General features: G+C 42.4%; 16 protein-coding genes and 2 pseudogenes. 12 read left to right on the top strand and 6 right to left on the bottom strand.

What is annotated here, in order from left to right; translation table 11 throughout:
* Positions 1–293 precede the first annotated feature (293 nt).
* From QUD05_RS25850 to QUD05_RS25825, 6 genes are all read left to right on the top strand, one after another.
* On the top strand, positions 294–659 hold the full coding sequence (locus QUD05_RS25850; RefSeq protein ID WP_289798580.1) for a hypothetical protein: 366 nt from the start codon (positions 294–296) through the stop codon (positions 657–659).
* Between the two features lie 486 nt (positions 660–1,145).
* Entirely contained in the window at positions 1,146–1,277 is a 132-nt protein-coding gene (locus QUD05_RS25845; RefSeq protein ID WP_289798579.1) for a hypothetical protein, read from the top strand.
* Between the two features lie 307 nt (positions 1,278–1,584).
* On the top strand, positions 1,585–5,580 hold the full coding sequence (locus QUD05_RS25840; RefSeq protein ID WP_289798578.1) for a DUF4912 domain-containing protein: 3,996 nt from the start codon (positions 1,585–1,587) through the stop codon (positions 5,578–5,580).
* 794 nt (positions 5,581–6,374) lie between these two features.
* On the top strand, positions 6,375–8,405 hold the full coding sequence (locus QUD05_RS25835; protein WP_289798577.1) for an FAD-dependent oxidoreductase: 2,031 nt from the start codon (positions 6,375–6,377) through the stop codon (positions 8,403–8,405).
* A gap of 318 nt (positions 8,406–8,723) precedes the next feature.
* Positions 8,724–9,050 (top strand): ATP-dependent Clp protease adapter ClpS, encoded by a 327-nt coding sequence (gene clpS, locus QUD05_RS25830; protein ID WP_094348337.1) that lies wholly within the window; start codon positions 8,724–8,726, stop codon positions 9,048–9,050.
* Positions 9,051–9,055: 5 nt separating this feature from the next.
* Positions 9,056–9,400 carry a DUF2103 domain-containing protein gene (locus QUD05_RS25825; protein WP_289798576.1) on the top strand — a complete coding sequence of 115 codons (345 nt, stop codon included), beginning with the start codon at positions 9,056–9,058 and terminating at the stop codon, positions 9,398–9,400.
* A 74-nt stretch (positions 9,401–9,474) separates the two neighbouring features.
* Here the strand turns inward: QUD05_RS25825 and QUD05_RS25820 are convergent, their stop codons facing one another.
* The 5 genes and pseudogenes from QUD05_RS25820 to QUD05_RS25800 all read right to left on the bottom strand — a co-directional run.
* Positions 9,475–9,795 (bottom strand): hypothetical protein, encoded by a 321-nt coding sequence (locus QUD05_RS25820; protein WP_289798575.1) that lies wholly within the window; start codon positions 9,793–9,795, stop codon positions 9,475–9,477.
* An 861-nt stretch (positions 9,796–10,656) separates the two neighbouring features.
* Positions 10,657–11,085: a putative universal stress family protein gene (locus QUD05_RS25815; RefSeq protein WP_289798574.1), complete on the bottom strand. Its 429-nt coding sequence runs from the start codon at positions 11,083–11,085 to the stop codon at positions 10,657–10,659.
* A pseudogene (locus QUD05_RS25810) lies at positions 11,082–11,552 on the bottom strand (FAD-binding domain-containing protein); the annotation flags it as partial. The pseudogene QUD05_RS25810 and the gene QUD05_RS25815, both read right to left, overlap by 4 nt.
* 87 nt (positions 11,553–11,639) lie before the next feature.
* Complete coding sequence (locus tag QUD05_RS25805; RefSeq protein WP_289798573.1) at positions 11,640–13,220, bottom strand: group II intron reverse transcriptase/maturase; 1,581 nt, start codon at positions 13,218–13,220, stop codon at positions 11,640–11,642.
* A 573-nt stretch (positions 13,221–13,793) separates the two neighbouring features.
* Positions 13,794–14,165 (bottom strand): annotated as a pseudogene (locus QUD05_RS25800) (FAD-binding domain-containing protein); the annotation flags it as partial.
* A gap of 104 nt (positions 14,166–14,269) precedes the next feature.
* Between QUD05_RS25800 and bcp the strand changes: the two are divergent.
* From bcp to QUD05_RS25780, 4 genes are all read left to right on the top strand, one after another.
* A complete protein-coding gene (gene bcp / locus QUD05_RS25795; protein WP_289800082.1) occupies positions 14,270–14,749 on the top strand; it encodes a thioredoxin-dependent thiol peroxidase in 480 nt (159 codons plus the stop codon).
* A gap of 70 nt (positions 14,750–14,819) precedes the next feature.
* A complete protein-coding gene (locus tag QUD05_RS25790) occupies positions 14,820–15,476 on the top strand; it encodes a restriction endonuclease subunit R (RefSeq protein ID WP_289800081.1) in 657 nt (218 codons plus the stop codon).
* 75 nt (positions 15,477–15,551) lie between these two features.
* Positions 15,552–16,178 carry a restriction endonuclease subunit R gene (locus QUD05_RS25785; protein ID WP_289798572.1) on the top strand — a complete coding sequence of 209 codons (627 nt, stop codon included), beginning with the start codon at positions 15,552–15,554 and terminating at the stop codon, positions 16,176–16,178.
* A gap of 5 nt (positions 16,179–16,183) precedes the next feature.
* Complete coding sequence (locus tag QUD05_RS25780; protein WP_289798571.1) at positions 16,184–17,341, top strand: cysteine desulfurase family protein; 1,158 nt, start codon at positions 16,184–16,186, stop codon at positions 17,339–17,341.
* 25 nt (positions 17,342–17,366) lie between these two features.
* Here the strand turns inward: QUD05_RS25780 and QUD05_RS25775 are convergent, their stop codons facing one another.
* Positions 17,367–18,317 carry a 1-aminocyclopropane-1-carboxylate deaminase/D-cysteine desulfhydrase gene (locus tag QUD05_RS25775; RefSeq protein WP_289798570.1) on the bottom strand — a complete coding sequence of 317 codons (951 nt, stop codon included), beginning with the start codon at positions 18,315–18,317 and terminating at the stop codon, positions 17,367–17,369.
* Positions 18,318–18,524: 207 nt separating this feature from the next.
* On the opposite strand from QUD05_RS25775, the gene QUD05_RS25770 reads away from it, so the two are divergent.
* On the top strand, positions 18,525–20,255 hold the full coding sequence (locus QUD05_RS25770; RefSeq protein ID WP_289798569.1) for a diflavin flavoprotein: 1,731 nt from the start codon (positions 18,525–18,527) through the stop codon (positions 20,253–20,255).
* Between the two features lie 131 nt (positions 20,256–20,386).
* On the top strand, positions 20,387–20,899 hold the full coding sequence (locus QUD05_RS25765) for a phosphate-starvation-inducible PsiE family protein (RefSeq protein ID WP_289798568.1): 513 nt from the start codon (positions 20,387–20,389) through the stop codon (positions 20,897–20,899).
* Positions 20,900–21,017: the final 118 nt, after the last annotated feature.

The following is a 21,017-nucleotide window of genomic DNA, read 5'->3' as shown; positions in this document are numbered from 1 at the left end:
TATTAAATAATGGATTTCTTTGACCATGCCAATTTAAACAAGAATGCAATATCAATTATATAGATAAGACTGTGGGGACATGATATCAATGCTTACCCTACGGGCGTACCTCACGTAAACGGGAACTACTATAAATAAATGTAAAGAATAAGTTGGCATTGCATAAACTTTGCTTTTTACCTTGATGAATGAACTAAGAAGCTAAAAAAATGAAGGTACAAGATTGAAAATATCTTGTTATCTCTTTGAATTAGCTGATTTAACAACAATATAATTCTTCTACAGGAGAAAAAATGAGTACATTAGAGCAAAGTCTTAGTCAATTTAGAGCTTTACCAAAACCAGAGTCATCTCGATTAATTGATTTTGAAGAAGCAGAAATTCGTCCTGGTATAGTAAGTGGCACTTATATTTTAGTTGTCAGAGGGACGAAACCATACTTGAATTTGGAAGTGAATCTTGTACCACTTGTATACGTCCAGCAACCTGAATATTGGGGAGTTGAGGTCGTTGGCACTTTGCCCGGAATCGGACTACCAGCTACCGCACCTTATACAGTTTCTCTGCCAGTAGATGGTATTCGTGGCAAACAAGGCATTGAAGTTATTGGTGCTAATGGTTCCAAGCAACTGCCTTTTCTAGAAGTTAAGCATTCCTAATTACCGAGATGAATATGTGTAGAACCACCATCTGAAAAGCTGTTACAAAAGCTCAAGAATCGTCCGAAAATTTATTTTCAGGCTAATAGCTCAAGTTGGTTTAAACAGACTAAGAATATTTTATTAGTCCGTTTAAACCAATTCCAATATTTGTCGGGTTTTGGGGAAAAGGGGAAAGAAAAAACCTTTAACCTTTTCCCCAAACCANATTCCGATNNNAAAATGCAAAACCCGAGCAGTATTGAAACCAATTCTTGAGAGGTTGTTTGAAAAGTCTAATTTATTACTTGCCTCGGTGATTGGAATTCGCGGCTATACAAACAAAACCCACACTTCACCGCCTGCGTGGATTTCAAATTCTTTGAGTCCGCGTAGCTACGCGTAGCTTGCTTCTCCGTTCGCGTAGCGTCCCGTAGGGAAGGAGTACGTTTGTGTAGCCGCGATTTCTAATCGCCTGGTATATTTGCAAAGGTGAGATGCTTCCTAATGAAACGAGTTTCAAAAGCCTTGTATGAAAATGTTCTAGGAACTGGAATTTCTACTCAGCACGGGCTAAACACCCCGCTACCGCTAACAGCACTCAGACTCAGCACTACTGAAAATAATATTGTTAAATAATATTGAATTTGCTAAACTTTACCAGTTTTAGTAATTCAATAATTCATAATTGTGCTCATAAACTACTAACTTGGTATAAGTTGCAATATAACTTAGAAAAATTTATAGTAAACAGACTTTGGCAATTAGAGTATAAATTATCATGCTATCCAAGCTAAAGCGAAGTATAAATCAGCATAAGTGTTTTGAAGCAATTAGAACTAAAGATAACTCAGATGTATAATTAGCCCGTCTCCTCCATTATCTTTATAAAGATCGCGATTTAGGACTGGCAGGCTTTCTATTTTTTACTTTAATTAAGGGGCTTATGTGGCAACAAGAAAAAAAAGATACTTCGATAGTCAGACTGTTATTATGGGTTGCCCTAGCTACAACCCCGATGGCAGCATCTCTGGTGGTATCAGCACCGATGCTGGCACAATCTACACCTGAAGCTACCTCTTCGCCACTGCCACAAACAGTGCAGAATGAACCGATAGTGCGGATTGACGGTTCCAGTAGCTTGAGTGCAATCAACCAAAGCCTGAAAGAAAGTTTTGAAAAACAGTTTGTTGGTAAAAAGGTTGAAGTTGCTGCTAACGGCACTGAGACAGCGCTGAAAGATTTGCTAGATGGCAAAATCGATATAGTCGCAATGGGGCGTGGGTTGACGCCAGCAGAAAAAGCTCAAGGACTAGAGCAAGTTCGTTTGCAGCGTGAGAAGATTGCGATCGTGGTTGGTGCAGAGAATCCTTTCAAAGGAAGCTTGACTAGTAGGCAATTCGCTCGGATTTTTCGGGGGCAAATTACAAATTGGTCGCAACTGGGAGCGCCTTCAGCCAAGATTCGATTAATCGATCGCCCGAACACGAGTGAAACTCGCAATACTTTTCGTACTTATCCAGCCTTCAAAACTGCTGAATTTGCCACAGGGGCTAATGCTACCCAAGTAACTGACGATAATACCGCAGAAATCATCAAACAACTGGGCAAAGACGGCATCAGCTATGTGTTAGCTAATCAGGTGTCGAAGTTGAAAGGTGTGCGAGTTCTGCAATTACATCAAGCCTTGCCATCTGATGCGAGATATCCCTTCTCGCAACCTTTAGTTTACGTTTATAAAAAAGATCAGAGTTTAACCACAGTAGATTTTCTGGGCTTTACCCTAGCACCAGCAGGACAGCAAGCTATAGAAAGAGGTAGAACTGCCGAAGCCGAGGCGATCGCAGCCAGCGTATTACAACCTGCTGTTGCAGCTTCTCCAGGTGTCGTTTCAACACCAGCGCCTACGCCTTCCCCTAGTGCCACTAGTTCTGCATTTGGCGACCAACCCTTTGTGGCTGCTCCCCCACAAAGCGATCCAATTGTAAATAGAGAAACACCATTGTGGTTGCTGCTACCTGTCTTTTTTATAACTGTAGGTGGATCTGTACTTTGGTGGATTCTGAAAAAACGCCCATTGCCCACCGAAGAAACAGACAATTTACCAGAATCAAATCCTCATCCACCCAATGGAGAAACGGCGGCGCTCAATGCCAGCACAACTTCCTCCCTGAATGGAACGACGCTGGAGGAGCAGCCAGTACCGCATTTCCAAGAACAAGAAACCCCCGATCGCACTCCTTTCAACATCTACGCTCAAACACAATCCGATCTGAACCAAAATGCTACTCAGGGGACAGGAAATTTAGTACAAGAGACAAGTAATGGTACTTCTAATCTCTATGAAGGCGCGACATCGGGCGTAGCTAATGGCTCAGAAAATAACAATTTGGGAGCCGCAGCTTTAGGTGGTGCGGCTATAGCAACAGGCATCGGGACGGCTACCTGGTCTACCTTTAACAACAAAGAAACAGAACCAAATGCAATAGATGAGACAGTCGAGCTAAATAATTATACGGAGACATACACTCCTGATGCTGATGAAGTTGCATGGGATATAGAAGCTCCGGCGGCTGTAGTCAATACTTCATATCCTTACCCAGGTAATATTCCAGAAGAAGTGTCTAATGTGGAACTGCCTTCATCTGAGGTGACAGCCCCACTCCCAGAATTACCAGATGTGCCACAAGCATCATCTGATTTTGGATATTGGGACACAGCCATTAGTGAAGATGAGGCAGATGATGAGCTTCAGGCAGAATTGAACTGGCTAGAGAGTATCACCTCAAATGAAGATACAGCCTCAGTAGATGAATTGCCCTTAGCGGAGTCTGGCGAAGTGACAGCCGATGAGGAAGCATCAGAGACAGATACATCCTCACTGCTGGATTTACCGGAATTTCCAGAAGATGTATTGAGTAAAGATGCATTGAATGTGGTAGCGGACGCAGCCGAACCCACTTTAACTTTGCCAGAGGCAGAACTTCCCGCCGAGCCGCCTGTTGGGGAAGCTAACTCCACAGATTTAGCCGCAGCCGCAGCTTTAGCAGCGGGCGCAGGAGTTGGTGCTTGGGCTAGCACTTTCGGATCGGATGCTCAAAATGAAGCGATGTCTACGACTGGCTATGCCTACGCAGCCGAAACAACTAGTGGTTTGGTTGATACAGATGAAGAAAGTAGTATTGTACTCACACCGCATACTTATACATCGGCTCATGTCTCTTGGGAGATTCCCCCAGCCAAGAAAGCAGAACTGTGGCAACAAGGCGGTACTCAATTGGTAGTGCGGCTGTATGATGTGACTGGCATTGATTTGAGTTATCAAACTCCGCAACTGGTGAAGCAGTATGAATGTGCAGAGACAGCACACGATCGCGTTGTAGAAATTCCCCTCAATGATCGCGACTACATCGCTGAAATTGGCTATATCGCTTATGGCGAACACTGGTTATTCATCGCCCGTTCTGCAATTGTTCGTGTCTTCAGTCCTGTGAATCCAGATCCGATAGTTGATGATGTGGCAATGGCAGCCGAAACAGCTATTGGTTTGGTAGATTCTCAAGAAGAAAGCAGTATTTTGCTTACACCCGATACTGATGGATCGGCTCATGTCTCTTGGGAGATTTCCGAAGCCAAGAAAGCAGCACTGCGGCAACAAGGCGGCTCTCAATTGATCGTGCGGCTGTATGATGTGACTGGCATTGACTTGAGTTATCAAACTCCGCAGCTGGTAAAGCTGTATGAATCTGAGGAAACAGAAAACGAAGGATTGGTGGACATTCCCCAAGGCGATCGCGACTACATAGCTGAAATTGGCTATCTCGCTGATGGCGAGCGCTGGTTATTCATCGCCCGTTCTGCGATCGTTCATGTCTCCAGTCCTGTGAATCCAGATCCCGTAGTTGATGATGTCGCAATTGCGGATAAATTGGTAGATGTCCAACAAGAGAGCAGTATTGTCCTCACACCCCGCACTTTCCAATGGGCTGAAGTCTCTTGGGAGGTTTCCGAAGCTCAAAAAGCAGCACTGCGACAAGAGGGCGGCTCTCAATTGGTAGTGCGGCTGTATGATGTGACTGGCATAGATTTGAGTTATCAAAATCCTCAGCTTGTCCAGCAGTATGAATGTGAAGAGACAGCACACGATCGCTTTGTAGAAATTCCCATCAGCGATCGCGACTACATAGCTGAAATTGGCTATGTCGCTGATGGCGGTCGCTGGTTATTCATTGCCCGTTCTGCGATCGTTCGTGTCTTTAGTCCAGTGCCTACAGAGCCGACGACAAAATATCCCGTCGTTGAAAATGTAGCATTAGTCAGCGAAACAGCTATTGCTTTGGCAGATGTAGAAGCAGAAACGGCTCCAGAAGAGAGCAGTATTGTCCTCACACCCCGGACTCCCAAGTGGGCTTATGTTTCTTGGCACATTTCTAAAGCTCAAGCGGAAGCACTGCGACAACAGGGCGGTTCCCAATTAGTAGTGCGGCTCTATGATGTCACGAGCATTGACTTGAGTTATCAAAGTCCCCAGCTTGTCCAGCAGTATGAATCTGAAGAAGTAGCACGCGATCGCTTTGTAGCGATTCCCGTCAGCGATCGCGATTACATGGTTGAAATTGGCTATATTGCTGATGGCGATGCCTACGGCGATAAACTACGTTGGTTACTCATCGCCCGTTCCGCTAATGTCCGGGTATTCAGTCGTCCCTACGGAGATTTTTGGTTTGTGGCTGATGCTGAGTTAATTATTCACGGAGCAACTCAACCAAATACCAACGTAAACATTGATGGTCATGCCATCAAAGTTAAACCCGATGGTACTTTCCACCTACGTCTTCCCTTTTCAGATGGTTTAATGGACTATCTGATCACGGTAGCTGCTGATGGGGAATCCACAAGAACTATTCATAAGAAGTTTTCTCAGGAAACTTCTGAAAGCTAATATCACCCTGAATTATCCCCTATAACCCGATTTTCCCTTTCGTCTTGTTCCCAGCCTGGAGGCTGGGAATGTATTTAAAAGAGGCTCTGCCTCAATTCAAGCTACTGGAGGCGGAGCCTCCCAGAATGGGTTCCCAGCCTAGAGGCTGGGAACCAGTCAGAGCAATGGCATTCCCCTCTAACCCGATCCTCCGTTTTTAGGGAGTGTAGGAAGGGGGGATTTTATTATGCCAACTTTCGTTTTCATCCCTGTTAAGCTAATCAGCATTCAAGTTGCATAATCAGGGCGGGCAAGATGCCACTGGTGTCAACTTAAGCCAAAAATAGCGTATTGATTGGGTGTTGTTCACCCGTCAGTCAGTCAGGGATTGTAAATCCCTGACTAATTGCTCAAGTCTACTGAAGTAGACTGAAAATTTTTGCGCTCTAAAGTCCTCTTCAGAGGACTTTAGCTATGAGACAGGGATTTACAATCCCTGGCGGACGTGCGGTTTCGCGTTAAGTTGACACCAATGGCAAGATGCCCACCCCACAAGATATTGAGAAAAATTTCATCTGCAAATTAGATGTGTTTTAGCTTAGGGGAAGTGATTAGAATACGATTCGGTTAAGGTTTTTTGATGAAAATTTTAGAGCACAAAAATGTGATAAATCATCACAAATACGCGATTCATCGCGTATTGTAGAAACGGCGATTCATCGCATCTCTTGCTCTGGAAAAATTTCTTGAGCTAGACATTTCCTCAATGCTAACGTCTACAAGGTGACACAGGATTTGGAACGGTTTTTTTTACTATGAAGCATAGACACAAAATAGCTTTTAGCTTAACATCGTTGATCGGTCTTAATTTAATCTCTAGCTTAGTCGCATTTAATCAGGCGATGGCTGCGCCACCAAGAACCCCAGACAAAAGTGTAAATTGCGAGATTTTAGTTGTGGGTGGTGGACTTTCTGGTGTAGCTACAGCTTACGAGGGCTTGCTAGCAGGACGAACAGTTTGTCTCACAGAAATTACTGACTGGTTGGGAGGACAAATTTCTGCTCAAGGGACATCTGCATTAGATGAACGACCAACCCAACGTTCCCAACAATTTTATTCTCGCGGTTATCTGGAATTGCGAAACCGCATTCAGCGTAAATACGGTGAGCTTAACCCTGGTGACTGTTGGGTAAGTGACTCGTGTTTTCTTCCCCGCGATGCTCACACCATTTTGACCCAGATGCTCAAAGATGCCGAAAAGAAAGGCAAAGGAAAGTTGCAATGGTTTCCCAACACGGTAATTAAAGATTTAGAAATCGCTGCTGATGGCAAAATAATTAATGGTGCGATCGCAATTCAATCTCAACCCCCAAAAGGCGCACCACCTCTCAATACTTTTACGTTATCTCAAAGTATTGAAGATGCCTATCGCTACGAAAACTCATCTCGGTTTACCAAAACGATTGTCCGTTTCATCCCCAAGGCAGCAAAAGAGGATGCTGCTAAATGGTATGTCATAGACGCTAGCGAAACTGGAGAAATTATTGCCCTTGCTGATGTTCCCTACCGATTAGGTATTGATGCCCGTTCTTACTTAGAACCTTCTGCCTCCAGTGCTAATAATGACCCCTATTGTCCTCAAGGCTTTACCTACACCTTTGCAATGGAGGCCACTAAGGAACCGCAACCGCAGACAATGCCTGCATTTTATCCACAATATGCGCCATATTTCAGCTATGAATTGAAGCGACTGGCTAACTTTGATTTAGTTTTTACCTATCGTCGCATTTGGAGTCCAAAGAAAGGGAAAGCAGAAAAATTTGGCGGTGTAAGTTTTACTGCGGCTACACCAGGTGATATCTCCATGCAAAACTGGACTTGGGGTAACGACTACCGCCCCGGAACAGCCCAGGATAACCTAATTTATACTCGGCAACAGTTACAAGGTACTGGACAGTTAGAACCAGGGGGTTGGATGGGAGGACTGCGGACAGAAGCCCTCCGCAAGGCTGAGGAAAATGCCTTATCTTTTTATTACTGGTTGGTAGCTGGGACTACGGATTCTCAACTAGGGGATGGTGTCAAGCAGCCGCAAACTAATAACCGCTTTGTTTCCGGTTTAAATTCACCAATGGGGACAGCGCATGGTTTATCAAAATATCCCTATATGCGAGAAGGACGACGGATTATTGGCCGCCCTAGTTGGGGACAAACCGGAGGTTTTGGTATCTGGGAAATTGATATTTCCCGCCGAGATTATAATGACGAGTATTACTCCAAGACTCTGCCAGCAGATATGTATCGTCGCCTACGAGCAGCAGTTGCAGGTTTAGAAGCAGTATCAGTAATTGAGGGTAAAGTTCCACCAGACAAAGCAATGCGACGGACTCGTTCTACCATCTTCCCCGATGCTGTGGGTATTGGTCACTACGCCATAGATTTCCATCCTTGCATGGTGAATAGTCCCCCAGAAGCCCCTGGTAACACAGAACGTCCAGGCGAAAGACGTGGTGCAGGTCTTGCTTATCCCTTCCAAATTGCTTTGAGAGCGATGATTCCCCAGAAAATTGATAATTTGCTCGTAGGTGGCAAAAGTATTGCAACTAGTCATATTGCTGCTGCTGCCTATCGGGTACATTCCTTTGAATGGTCGGCTGGCGCAGCTGCGGGAACTATTGCTAGTTTTGCACTCAAAAATGCGATCGCACCTTACCAACTAGTTGATGATTTACCTAAACAAGAGCCACAACTAGAAGCACTCAAACGGCTTTTGCAACAAAATGGCAACCCTACCGCCTTCCCAGATACATCTATTTTTAACGAAAACTGGGATAATTGGAAATAGGGCATTGGGCATTAGGGATTGGGCATTGAATTCTTCGTAATACAAAATACCTAACTCCTAATATCAAGTTTGGGTGGTTATTTGTAATAAAATCTATCAATGTAGGTTGGGTTGAATGGCAGTGAAACCCAAAATGAACACAGATTAAATGTTGAGTTTCGTTCTTTAACCCAACCTACAAATATTACAAGTGTTTAACCAAACTTGATATAACTCCTAACTCCTAACTCCTAACTTCCCAGTCCCCAATCTCCAAACAATGAACTAAACTAATTACTTGTAGTGTAGTTTTGTAAAATTATCTTGACCAATTGTTTTATGGTTATGACACTTTCAGCAGATGTTTACGGGATGTCCACAGCACCAACTATAGCTCCTGAACGGTCTAATCAAGTTATCCGTAAGACTTATCCGAATTACAAAGTGATTGTATTAAACGATGATTTTAATACATTCCAACACGTGTCTGAATGTTTGATGAAATATATTCCAGGGATGAGTGGCGATCGCGCGTGGGATCTGACTAATCAGGTACACTATGAAGGTCAAGCGATCGTCTGGGTCGGGCCTCAAGAACCTGCGGAACTCTATCACCAGCAGCTGCGCCGAGCAGGTTTGACAATGGCACCTCTAGAAGCAGCTTAATTATTATGGGCAAACCCTCCGTAGATCCTCTCCGCACGGCTTCTCTACGAGACGCTACGCGAACACAAAAAGCTGCCAGACTGGTTTGGAATCACTCAACACACCTTTCTGGTCTTATCCCCATTTTAGAACGTCTTTGTCAGCAAGATGGCATCCAAACTGTGACGCCGGGAGTGATTGGGCGATCGAAGGGTCATTGTCCAAAAATGCAACTACGCGTCTCAGTACCCATTCGCGGCGGCTATAAAGTCATTGCACGGCAGGGGAAAACGGTACAAGAGGTCTTTATTTTAACGACTTTACCCCAAGATCAACTAGAAGCTGCATTAGCGATCGCTATGAGATGTTAATCGCATACTCCATGCCCACTTGCCCTGAGCGAAGCCGTTCGCGTAGCGTCTCGCAGAGAAGGGATCCCCAATCACTATTCCTCAACCCGATGTACTGCAAATTTATGTAGCGGCAGACTAACGATGCAAGAAAAAGTTAAGAAATATGACAGAGCCGTAGTTATTTTCAAAGTCATGACTACAGATTCCCAGCCAGGTAAAACTATTTTTTCGATGCCAAAAGCTACACAGTAAACTAGCCAGTAACTAAAGCTCATTCTAAACAGAATTCGCTCTGTTTCTTCCATCTCATTTGCTTGCTGCTTACTATTCCACAATAACAACAGTCCAATAATGCAAGCGACAAAGGAAACAGCAACTACAGATTCGTGACAAAATATATTTAACGAATGCATTTGTGTTTATTCCCACATTTTTTCAGTTGAAACTCAGTCTAAAGGAATATTCCTTGCAGAGATACAAATTATTTACAAACCTCAATAGATTGAAGAGTGCTGAGTGAAAAATCTCACTTGCAACTCAGCACTTATAACTCGATTAATCTGCAAGACTAGTTGCCAAAATTGAAGCGTTTGCAACAATTGCTCTTTCATGTATAAGAAAGGTTTAAGTATTTCCAATAAATGTATAAGCAAGTGTTGGAAAGGCTTAATACTTTGCAACAATTGTTTCTCCATATATAAGAAAGGTTTAAGTATTTCCAAGAAATATATAAGCAATTGCTGGAAAGGCTTAATAGTTTGCAACAATTACTCTTTCATGTATAAGAAAGGTTTAAATGATTGCAGCAATTGTTGTAATTAACTTATAAGTTAATCTTACTTAAAAAATCAATCAAAATCTTTTAAGTAAAATTAACCGCCCTCATCCCCTAACCCCTTCTCTCAATTTGGGAGAAGGGCTATGGTGTACACACAAGTTATGGAATCACTACCAGTCTTTGAATTACCCCACCCTAACCCTCCCCGTATGTATTGGGGAGGGAACTAGATTTTCTTGTTTCCCCCCTTGGAAAGGCTACGGTGTATACACAAGTCGAAAAAAGCTTGATTTTCCATTGTTTTTTCGTTTATCTCGTTCCCATGCTCTGCATGGGAATGCCTGATTTAGAGGCTCTGCCTCCTGTCAGACATTGAGTCAAAGACTCAATGAATGCGTTCCCAGGCTCCGCCTGGGAACGAGGAAAGTCCTATCAAGCTAGGTTTTTAGGGTAATTTGACTTGTGTGTACACCGTAGCCCAATTTATAAGAGGAATTTAGGGCGAAGGCTTTTGATAAACATAATTTTGAGCCACTTTCCAATAGCGCGAGAAACGTTTCAAGTCAATATAGCCGTCATAGTCAAAAAATGATTCTACCTCTAACACTTCCACTGCTATAGAACGCTCCATTTGATTACAGATATCATCAAACCGGGGACTGGGACTATCGGCTGTGACAACTAAATTGGCATCATGTTCTTGAGCAAAAGCTAAAATTTCTAGTGCCACATTGCCACGGCGAATAACAACAGGTAACTCTAGCAAACATTCGTAAATGAAGGTGAGACGTTTAAGACTCAATTGCCATTCCTCTATCAAAGCCTCATCCCAAACCCAGATAGCTGGGGCATCGGGGTATTTTTGCAATGTGGGATTATATGGACTGAGACAATCTCCATGTACCCAAACAATTGGTTTATTCATTTTTTACCTTTCTTTCCACGCTGCCAACTTTGGCTATTAGGTTGTTTACTAAATTCACCTTTAGGAAAAAGTCGCTGTTCTAATTCTTCATAACTGCCTTCAAAATCACAATGACCGTAAAGGGGACATTTCTGGCAATAAACGCCTTTGGTGTAGCGTTCTAAATTTTCACGGTTGAAAAAATACGGTTTATGACTAAACGTGCTAGCAACCCACTGCCATGACATATTATTACTAGCAGGATCTCCATCTAAAAGGTGTTCAAGAAACCATTTGGCTCCTGCTTGCCAACGAATACGCCGCCAATGGACAACATAAGCCGCTAGCCACATTCGCGCGTGGTTATGTAAATAACCAGTTTCTCTCAAATCACGACTGAAATTGTCAATGCAAACTCTGCCTGTAGTTCCTTCTCTCACATCTTGTGGCAATTCGGGTGCATATTCGCCCACAGTGTAACCAGTTTTGGGTTGAGTCGATGGAGGATATTATTCCCCGCACCTCTCAGTTAGATCCGTGCGTACCCGTTTCCGTGTACACGGCTCCCGATGTTCTTAGCTTGCGCTTTTGCTCATGTGCTTGTAATCGTGGCAACTCTCATGAATTGCTTCCAGATTATTTTTCTTCCAATTGGCATGATTTCCATCGATGTGATGCAGGTGAACCCGTTCTTCATCGATGAACTTTAAGCCGCAGGATGCACATTTATGGTTTTGCTTCTTAATGGCTTTAGAGGTTTCGCCGTCATAGAGTTTACTGTTACGTTCGCTCCAGTACGCTGTATCTCCGTCATAGGGGGATTTTCTTCCTTTAATCATGACGTGGCTACCTTCGGAGTAGGGAACCTTCGGAAATGCTTTGTCTATTAATTTCTTGCTAGAGTAGCGATTTTTCTTGGCTTCCTTGTTGAATACCGTATAAGCTCTTTTTTGGATGTGGTATAACGAGTTTTTAGACCCGTCCATGTTGCAGAACTTATGGTAGTTTCTCCAGCCTCTAACCACCGGGGCTAATTTCTCAGCCTTTGTAGTAGCACCATAATTCGAGTTGTTGACGATGTGTTTTACTTTCTTACGGAATGCTTTGAAGTTGTCCACTGAGGGAGTACATCTAAACTTTCCGTTTTTCTGGATTTTAAAGTGCCAGCCGAGGAAATCAAATCCATCTGTCGCGGCGGTAACTTTGGTTTTCTTTTGGCTTATATTCATTCCGCGTTTGCGGAGGAACTCGCTGATTCTTTCAAGTATCTCTGTCGCGTCATCTTCGGGTCGGAGTATAATAACCATGTCGTCCGCGTATCGGACTGATGGTTCACTGATATCCTCTTTTGAAGTTTTATCAGTTATTCTACATCCTTGTTTGTAGCTGTAGTGGTATCTGTGTATACTCTCAATCCCGTTGAGTGCAATATTTGCTAGCAATGGACTGACCACTCCCCCTTGTGGGGTTCCTTGTTCAGGAAATTCTGGGTTTACCCCTGCCTTAAGGCATCGGAAGATTCCGAGTTTTAAGCCTTTGGGGGCAATGAGTTCATCCATTATCGCTGAGTGGTTAATCCTGTCGAAGCACTTTTCAATGTCGAGTTCTATAACTCGTTTTTCTATTCCATTGCATCTTGAGTTCAGGTTTGTTTGAATGTACTTTTGTGCGTCGTGGGCAGAGCGCCCAGTTCTGAACCCGTAGCTTCTGGCATGGAAAGTTGCTTCGTGGGCGGCTTCCAAGGCATATTTTGCAAGGCATTGCCAAGCTCTATCCGCTATGGTGGGTATTTTAAGCATTCTGGTAGTCCCGTCCTTCTTAGGGATGGGGATTTCCCGTATTCCTTGATGCTTCCAATTTCCACTATTCATTTTCAGTAGTTCTTCAAGGTTGAAGCGTTCTTCAAATGAAAGGGATTTCTTACCATCGATACCAGCCGTCTTTTTACCAGCGTTTAGCTGAGATACAAGTCTAATTGCAAGAAATCGAGCCGAGGTGGATTTTAGAATAAGCTTTTGGAGTAACCTAGCTTTCCGCTTGTCTCCAACTTGAACAGCTTTATACACGCGCTTTTGAAGGCGGAAAAGATTTCGGCGGAATTTCTTCCACGGTAGGGCTTTCCAAGATTCACTAGTTTTATAACTGTGTCTAATCATTTTCTCTTCTCTAGTTAGTGTATTCTGAACACCTCAGACCAATTACGGTCTGTCCTACCCGAATTGTGGGGATTAATCCTCTCGTCTGGTCTACATGGGGAACGAAAAGCCCCTTGACCCACAACTCGTTTTTATTCGTTCCCTCGGTGAGATTGATAGTTCCGTTAGATGTAGCCACTTCGACTGCTGGATTCCCTGGACTCTTTGCCGATAATAGAGTATTTTTTCGGCGGGAATGAACTCCAGCAAAATCAGGGTTTTTGTGTTGCGCCCTGTTTCCTGGTAAGTCGCTTTTTTAGGCTCTGTTTCATCGTGGGAACTCCCTATTAGCGCCAGTGTCAACCCGCAACGGTCGTCTGATTGCACCCTGTTCCCAGCTTCACTCTACAAGAACCGAGCTTGTTCGGTGTGGGCAGGTAAGGAGTCAATTCTGAGTCTGAATGGTAGGACTTTCACCTACATCTGACCGAGAGTTCAGCCTTTAGTGACAGTAATCTGCTGTCGGGCTGGATTAGTTATTTACGGACTGATTACCGTGATTTGCTAATCAACGAATCGCACTACTCTTCCTGGTTCTTTCCAGATTTCATCCCCCAACTTCATATACAACCGTTGCCAATAGTCGCGCCAGCCTAATTCGTTAATTAGTTTTGTAGCATCATCTTGGTGCTGTACTTGGTTGAGGATATAATCTCGAATTTCTCGCAAACTCAAAACGCCATAGCGGATGTAAGGCGAAAGTCGCGTGACTGCGCCTGTGAAGAAATTACGTGTTTGGGCATAGCGAAGGGGATCGATTTTTTGCAGTGCTGTTTGTGCCGCTTTGCGTCCCCCCAGAGTTTCGCTGATGTGGCGATCGCGTTGTGCTGCACCTGGGAATTGTTCGCGCAGGTAGGCTACCAACTCATCGCGGTTGGTAAATTCGCGTTGCATATCTTTAGTCATTGTCAGCAAATAGGAATGGGTGCGTAGGCATAGCTCAATCTATGTACAATTGTAAAGCGATATCTACGATGGGCTACGCCTACACAATCTCTCACACCCTCATCATGAGCAACAATCCCCAAGTCGGACAACCAGCGCCAGATTTCTCCACCCCTGACCAAAATGGCAATTCGGTCACTCTCGACGACCTCAGCAGTCAGTGGGTTGTCCTCTACTTCTACCCTAAAGATGACACACCGGGCTGCACCACCGAAGCAAAAGATTTCACCGAGTTGTATCAAGACTTCAGCAAACTGGGAGCGAAAATCTTAGGCGTAAGTCCAGATTCAGGTAAATCCCATTGTAAATTTATCAGCAAACATAACTTGTCAATCACCCTTTTAAGTGACCCAGAACATATTTTGACAGAAGCTTACGGTGCTTGGCGGTTAAAAAAGTTTATGGGCAAAGAATATATGGGTGTTGCTCGGTCAACCTTTCTAATTTCACCTGATAAAATCATTGTATATACTTGGCCTAATGTGAAAACCAAAGGTCATGCTCAGGCAGTTTTAACTAAATTACAGGAATTAGCAGCTACGTAACGCGGCTGGATGCTAGAAACTGCGTGACAATTAAAGTCAGGAATTAGACTTTTTGCAAGTTGAAATAAATATGATTCAAGTCATCCAAGCCCAAAATGTTACCTTTGCCTATTTAAAGAAAAAATTTGCTCTCTATAAATCTGAAGATGAGCAATTTTTTACAGAGTGGTTTGACTATATCCCTGAAGTTTCCGAATTAGAAAAGCAATATTTAGACAGAGTTAAAAATAACTATCTTAACGTCCTTGAAAATGCTCCTCTTTTAGAAGAAGCAGTAAAATTGGTAGTATTATCTCCGTTGTTAGATTTAGCTGGTTTTTATCGTCCTCCTTTTTATATTGCTACAGAAGAAAGTGTAGAAATTAGTGAAGATTTTATCATTGATGATGAAGTAACTACCGAAGATACTAAAGAAATTATTAAAGGTAAAATTAATGTCTTAGTTCTCCAAGATCAGCTATGGTTATTGATAATTGAATCTAAAAGGTCTAGTTTTTCCTTGGCAAAGGCGATTCCTCAAGCACTAACTTATATGTTGGCAAATCCTCAGCCTGATCATCCTACATATTCCTTAGTAATGAATGGAGAAGATTTTCAATTTATCAAGTTGATAAAACAAAATAAACCAATATATGCTTTATCTGATATATTTACTTTATATAGACGCGAAAATGAATTATATAAAGTTTTGAATATATTAAAAAAGATAGGTCAACTTTTAAGTTAATTTTCTTTGCTATTTTTATCTAGATTAATACTAGAACAGTTTCGTAATAGTTATATTGCATCTTGTAAATAAATTATGGTTCAATTTATCCAAGCACAAAATATCGGGCTTGCCTATTTGGAAGAAAGATTTAGCCTAAAAGTAGCCGAAGATGAGGCATTCTTCACAGAATGGTTTGAAAATTTACCGGAAATTACAGATTTAGAAAAGCAAGATTTAGACAAAGTAAAACTTCATTTTCTCCGTTTAGTCAAGCGTCCTCCTTTGTCAGAAGAAACGGTGAAATTAGTAGTTTTATCTCCTTTACTCAATTTAGCTGGATTTTATGATGAGCCTTTTTATATGAGAGGCGAGGAATCAATAGAAATTTCTGCGGAAGATGAAGGAGAAATCATTAGAGGTAGAATTGATGTTTTAGTTATTCAAGAACAATTCTGGTTGTTAATAATTGAATCTAAAAGGGCTAGTTTTTCTATTTTAGAAGCTATACCTCAAGCACTTGTTTATATGCTGGCTAATGCTAGTCAAGACAAACCTACTTTTGGATTAGTAACAAATGGTAGTCATTTCATTTTTATAAAACTGACTAAACAAAATATACCAAAGTATGCATTGTCTGATGAATTTAGTCTGTTGAGGAGAAAAAATGAACTGTATCAAGTTCTAAGCGTATTAAAAAATTTGAGTCAAAGTTTGAGTTAATAATTATGTCTATTCGCCCTATATACATTGATTCCCACGCTACTACAGCCGTAGATGAACGGGTATTAGCAGCAATGATTCCTTACTTCACAGAAAAATTTGGCAACCCAGCAAGTATTAGTCATATTTATGGTTGGGAAGCAGAAGCCGCTGTGAAGCAAACGCGAGAAATTTTAGCAGCAGCAATCAACGCCACACCAGAAGAAATTGTGTTTACGAGTGGGGCAACAGAAGCAAATAATTTAGCTATTAAAGGTGTTGCCGAAGCTTATTTTAAAAAAGGTCAGCATATTATTACTGTTGCCACTGAACATAATGCAGTGATTGATCCTTGTAATTATTTAAAAAGTCTCGGTTTTGAAATTACTATTCTCCCTGTCCAAAAAGATGGACTGATTGATTTAACTGAGTTAAAAAAAGCTTTCCGTCCTGAGACAATTTTAGTATCGGTGATGGCTGCAAATAATGAAATTGGTGTATTACAGCCTTTGGCAGAAATTGGCGAAATGTGCCATGAACACGATATCATTTTCCACACCGATGCCGCCCAAGCTATTGGTAAAATTCCCTTAGATGTGCAAGCGATGAAAATTGACTTGATGTCGCTAACAGCACATAAAGTATATGGCCCCAAAGGTATTGGAGCGCTGTACGTCCGCAGACGCGATCCCAGAGTAAAACTAGCTCCCCAGCAACACGGCGGTGGACATGAGCGGGGGATGCGCTCTGGTACATTGTATACACCGCAAATCGTCGGCTTTGGGAAAGCTGTAGAAATCGCTTTGGCGGAACAAGAAACAGAAACCCAACGCCTCACCCAGTTAAGACAAAGATTATGGGAACAGCTTTCGCAAGTTGAAGGAATTCATCTCAACGGACATCCGCAACAGCGATTGGCGGGAAACTTGAGTATCAGTGTTGAGGGAGTGGATGGTGCGGCACTTTTGTTAGGATTGCAGCCAGTAATGGCCATATCTTCTGGTTCTGCTTGCTCGTCGGCAAATACTGCACCTTCTCATGTTCTCACAGCATTGGGACATTCAGAAAAGCTAGCTTATGCCTCAGTGAGGTTTGGCATTGGACGCTTCAATACCCAAGAGGAGATTGATATTGTGGCGAAACATGCGATCGCTACCATTCAAAGTTTACAAAATAAACGGTAAGAACCTTAGCAGAGATGTAGCATTGCTACGTCTCTGAGATTTTAGTAAACTTCTGAAAACGCTCCTCCATACCGGCATTGCCTTGTAAGCCGCCTGTGTGTACTAGCAACAAGCGATCGCCTTTACAAAAAAATCCCTGCTTTAGTAAATCCATCACTCCGTAAAACATTTTGGCAGTATATACGTAATCGAGAGGTACGCCATGTTCCTGTGTAAACTGCTGGCTGAATAGTAGTAACTCATCGTTCACTTTTGCATAGCCGCCAAAATGGTAATCACATACTAATTCCCAGGAAGCGGGAGAAGTATATGGTGCAGGTAAACCAGAGGTGAGGTAATTTGTCAATAAAGTTTCGATTTCTTGGGCAAGAAATGCCCCATTTTTCAATACGGGAAATGCGATCGCTCTTTGTGTTTGATCCAACGAAAGCGCAATCCCCGCCAGTGTGGTAGCCGTACCGCAAGCAACGCATATATGATTAAATGCAATCGCATCACCAATAATTATCTCTGTGCAGCCGCGCACACCATTTAAATTACTCCCGCCTTCGGGAATGATAAACACCTCGCCGAAACTTTGTCGCAGATATTCCTGTAGTGCTGGTGTGTTGCGCTGTCGATACATTTCGCGGTTCAGGTACACAAGCTTCATACCCTGCTGTACAGCAAAACTCAGCGTTGGGTTTAATGGTAGCTTCTCCTCCCCACGAATTACGCCGATGGTACGAAAACCGAAAAGATTACCAGCCGCCGCAGTTGCATAGATGTGATTGGAATAAGCACCGCCAAAGGTTAACAGCGTTGTGAAATTTTTCTCTCTGGCTTCTAAAAGGTTGTATTTCAGCTTGAACCACTTGTTGCCGTTAACCCACGGGTGCATCAAATCCAGGCGCAGCACATACATATCGACACCAGCGTGACGGGCGATTTCGCTGTTTATTTTTTGTATGGCAGGAGGAAAAAATATTAACGACATCCCTAAAGATTCTAACTGATTATTTATATTTTCTCACATTTATTATTGATGGTAAACATTGACTAATTCAATGGTAAATCAATCTAAATGATGAATAAAAGTTTCTGATGATTAGCTTTAGAAATTGGCATTTTACTAATTGAGTATTTCAGGTAAATATAAGAAACATCAACCTCGCTTCATATAACAATCTTTTTGGAGAAAACAATGGTTGCACTCATAGAGCTTACTCAAGCTACTCCCAACCCAGGACGTTTGACAGTTGAAACTGTTGAAATTGCTCCTCAAACGACTGCTATTCGTTGTCTAGACTGGGATAGAGAACGTTTTGATGTCGAGTTTGGTCTACGGAATGGTACTACTTATAATTCTTTTTTAATTCAGGGAGAAAAAGTTGCTTTAGTTGACACATCTCACCGTAAGTTTGAGGAATTATATCTTGAGATAGTGGTGGGATTAATCGATCCAACTAAAATAGATTATTTGATTATTAGCCACACAGAACCCGATCACAGTGGCTTAGTGAAAAATATTTTGCAATTAGCTCCTTCCATTACTATTGTCGGTGCTAAGGTAGCTATTCAATTTTTAGAAAATATGGTTCACCAGCCTTTTAAATCAATGCAGGTGAAAAGTGGAGAGCGATTAGATTTAGGCAACGGGCACGAATTAGAATTTATCTCTGCACCTAACTTACACTGGCCTGACACAATCTTCACTTATGACCACAAAACTAGCACTCTCTACACCTGCGATGTGTTTGGGATGCACTACTGTGATGACCATACTTATGATGAAAATATCACCTTACTTGAGGAAGACTTTCAATATTATTATGATTGTTTGATGGGGCCTAATGCTCGGTCTGTCCTGGCAGCTTTAAAGCGAATTGAAAAGTTAGAAATAACAACAGTTGCTACAGGACATGGCCCTTTATTAAAACACTATATATCTGAATGGCTCGGACGGTATCAAAACTGGAGTTTAGAACAGGCAAAAACAGAGACTTTAGTAGCTCTATTTTATGTTGAAGATTACGGTTATAGCGAGCAGTTAGTCCGTACTATAGCTCATGGATGCGCGAAAACAGGTGCGGCGGTAGAATTAGTTCCTCTCAATAGTTCAGAACCTCAAGAAGTTCGAGAATTAGTTGCACAATCTTCTGGTTTAGTAATTGCAATGCCACCCCAATCTTCGGTGATGGTTCAAGCGGCTTTAAGTACGATTTTAGCTGCTGTTCACAAAAAACAGGCTGTTGGTTTATTAGAGTCTGGAGGTGGAGAAGATGAACCCATTTATCCTTTACGTAATAAGTTTCAAGAACTGGGATTAACTGAAGCTTTTCCACCTATTTTAGTTAAGGAAATTCCTACCCAAGCAACGGAACAGCTTTGTGATGAAGCGGGGACAGATATGGGTCAATGGTTGAACCGCGATCGCACCATAAAACAGATAAAATCTATCAATACCGAGTTAGAGAAAGCTTTAGGGCGGATTAGCACAGGATTATACATTGTTACCGCCAAAAAAGGAGAAATTCAAAGTGCAATGTTTGCTTCTTGGGTGACACAAGCGAGTCTTGAGCCTTTAGGAGTTGCGATCGCAGTATCTAAAGATCGGGCAATTGAATCTTTAATGCACGTTGGCGATCGCTTTGTTTTAAATGTTTTAGAAGAAGGCAAATATCAAGGATTAATGAAACATTTCCTCAAACGTTTTGCTCCTGGTGCAGATAGATTTGCGGGAGTGAAAACATATCCAGCTAAAAATGAATCGCCCGTTTTAGCTGAAGCTTTAGCTTACATGGAATGTGAAATCACTAGCCGCATGGATTGTGGAGATCATTGGGTAATTTATAGTACAGTCCAAACTGGAAGGGTCGCCAAACTAAATGCACTTACCGCCGCTCATCACCGCAAAATTGGCAATCATTATTAAATAGTCATTTGTCATTGGTCATTCTCCTTGTCCCCTTGCCTCCCTTATTTTCCCTGCTTACCACAGACGCGATTCATCGCGTCTCTACCCATTCTTGTACAGACGCGATGAATCGCGTCTCCCAAAAAACTATGTATAAATCTGTTGAAAATACCCCGATTAGCATGTACGAAATCAATCGTGGTCGCGTTGTGCGAACCTTGGAATTTATCCAAGATGTGATTGTGATTTGTTTGTGTATTGGTTTATTTAGCTTTATGGTGCTTCAGGTGAGAGATATGTTTCTCTCATTACTTCCACCTCTAGATTTTCATGCTGTTACTGCCGATATTCTCTTTTTACTTATCTTAGTTGAGCTATTCCGATTGTTAATTATTTACCTACAGGAACATCGAGTATCTATTGGGGTAGCTGTTGAAGTTTCCATTGTTTCCGCTTTGCGAGAAGTCATTGTTAAAGGTGTTCTAGAAACAAGTTGGAGTCAAGTTTTAGCAACTTGTGCTTTTTTATTAGTCCTGGGAGTACTATTGTTCCTCCGAGTTTGGCTACCCCCTACCTTTGAAGGTATCGATCCCGAACAAGAGATATCTAAACGCTATAAAAGCCGAGCCAAGTCTGAATTAATACAAAACAATGGTCATTAAAAATAGGGAGTAGGCTTGCCATGAGCGTAGTCGAACGGGAGTGGGTAGAGACGCGATTAATCGTGTCTGTAGAAAGGAGAATCTTCTGCCATGTCCAACACCCAATTCCTAATTCCTA

Origin of the sequence: Nostoc sp. GT001, from assembly GCF_030382115.1 — a bacterium.
Taxonomy (GTDB): Bacteria; Cyanobacteriota; Cyanobacteriia; order Cyanobacteriales; family Nostocaceae; genus Nostoc.
The sequence above is the reverse complement of the archived record's forward strand: the minus strand, read 5'-3'. Positions and strand labels throughout refer to the sequence as shown.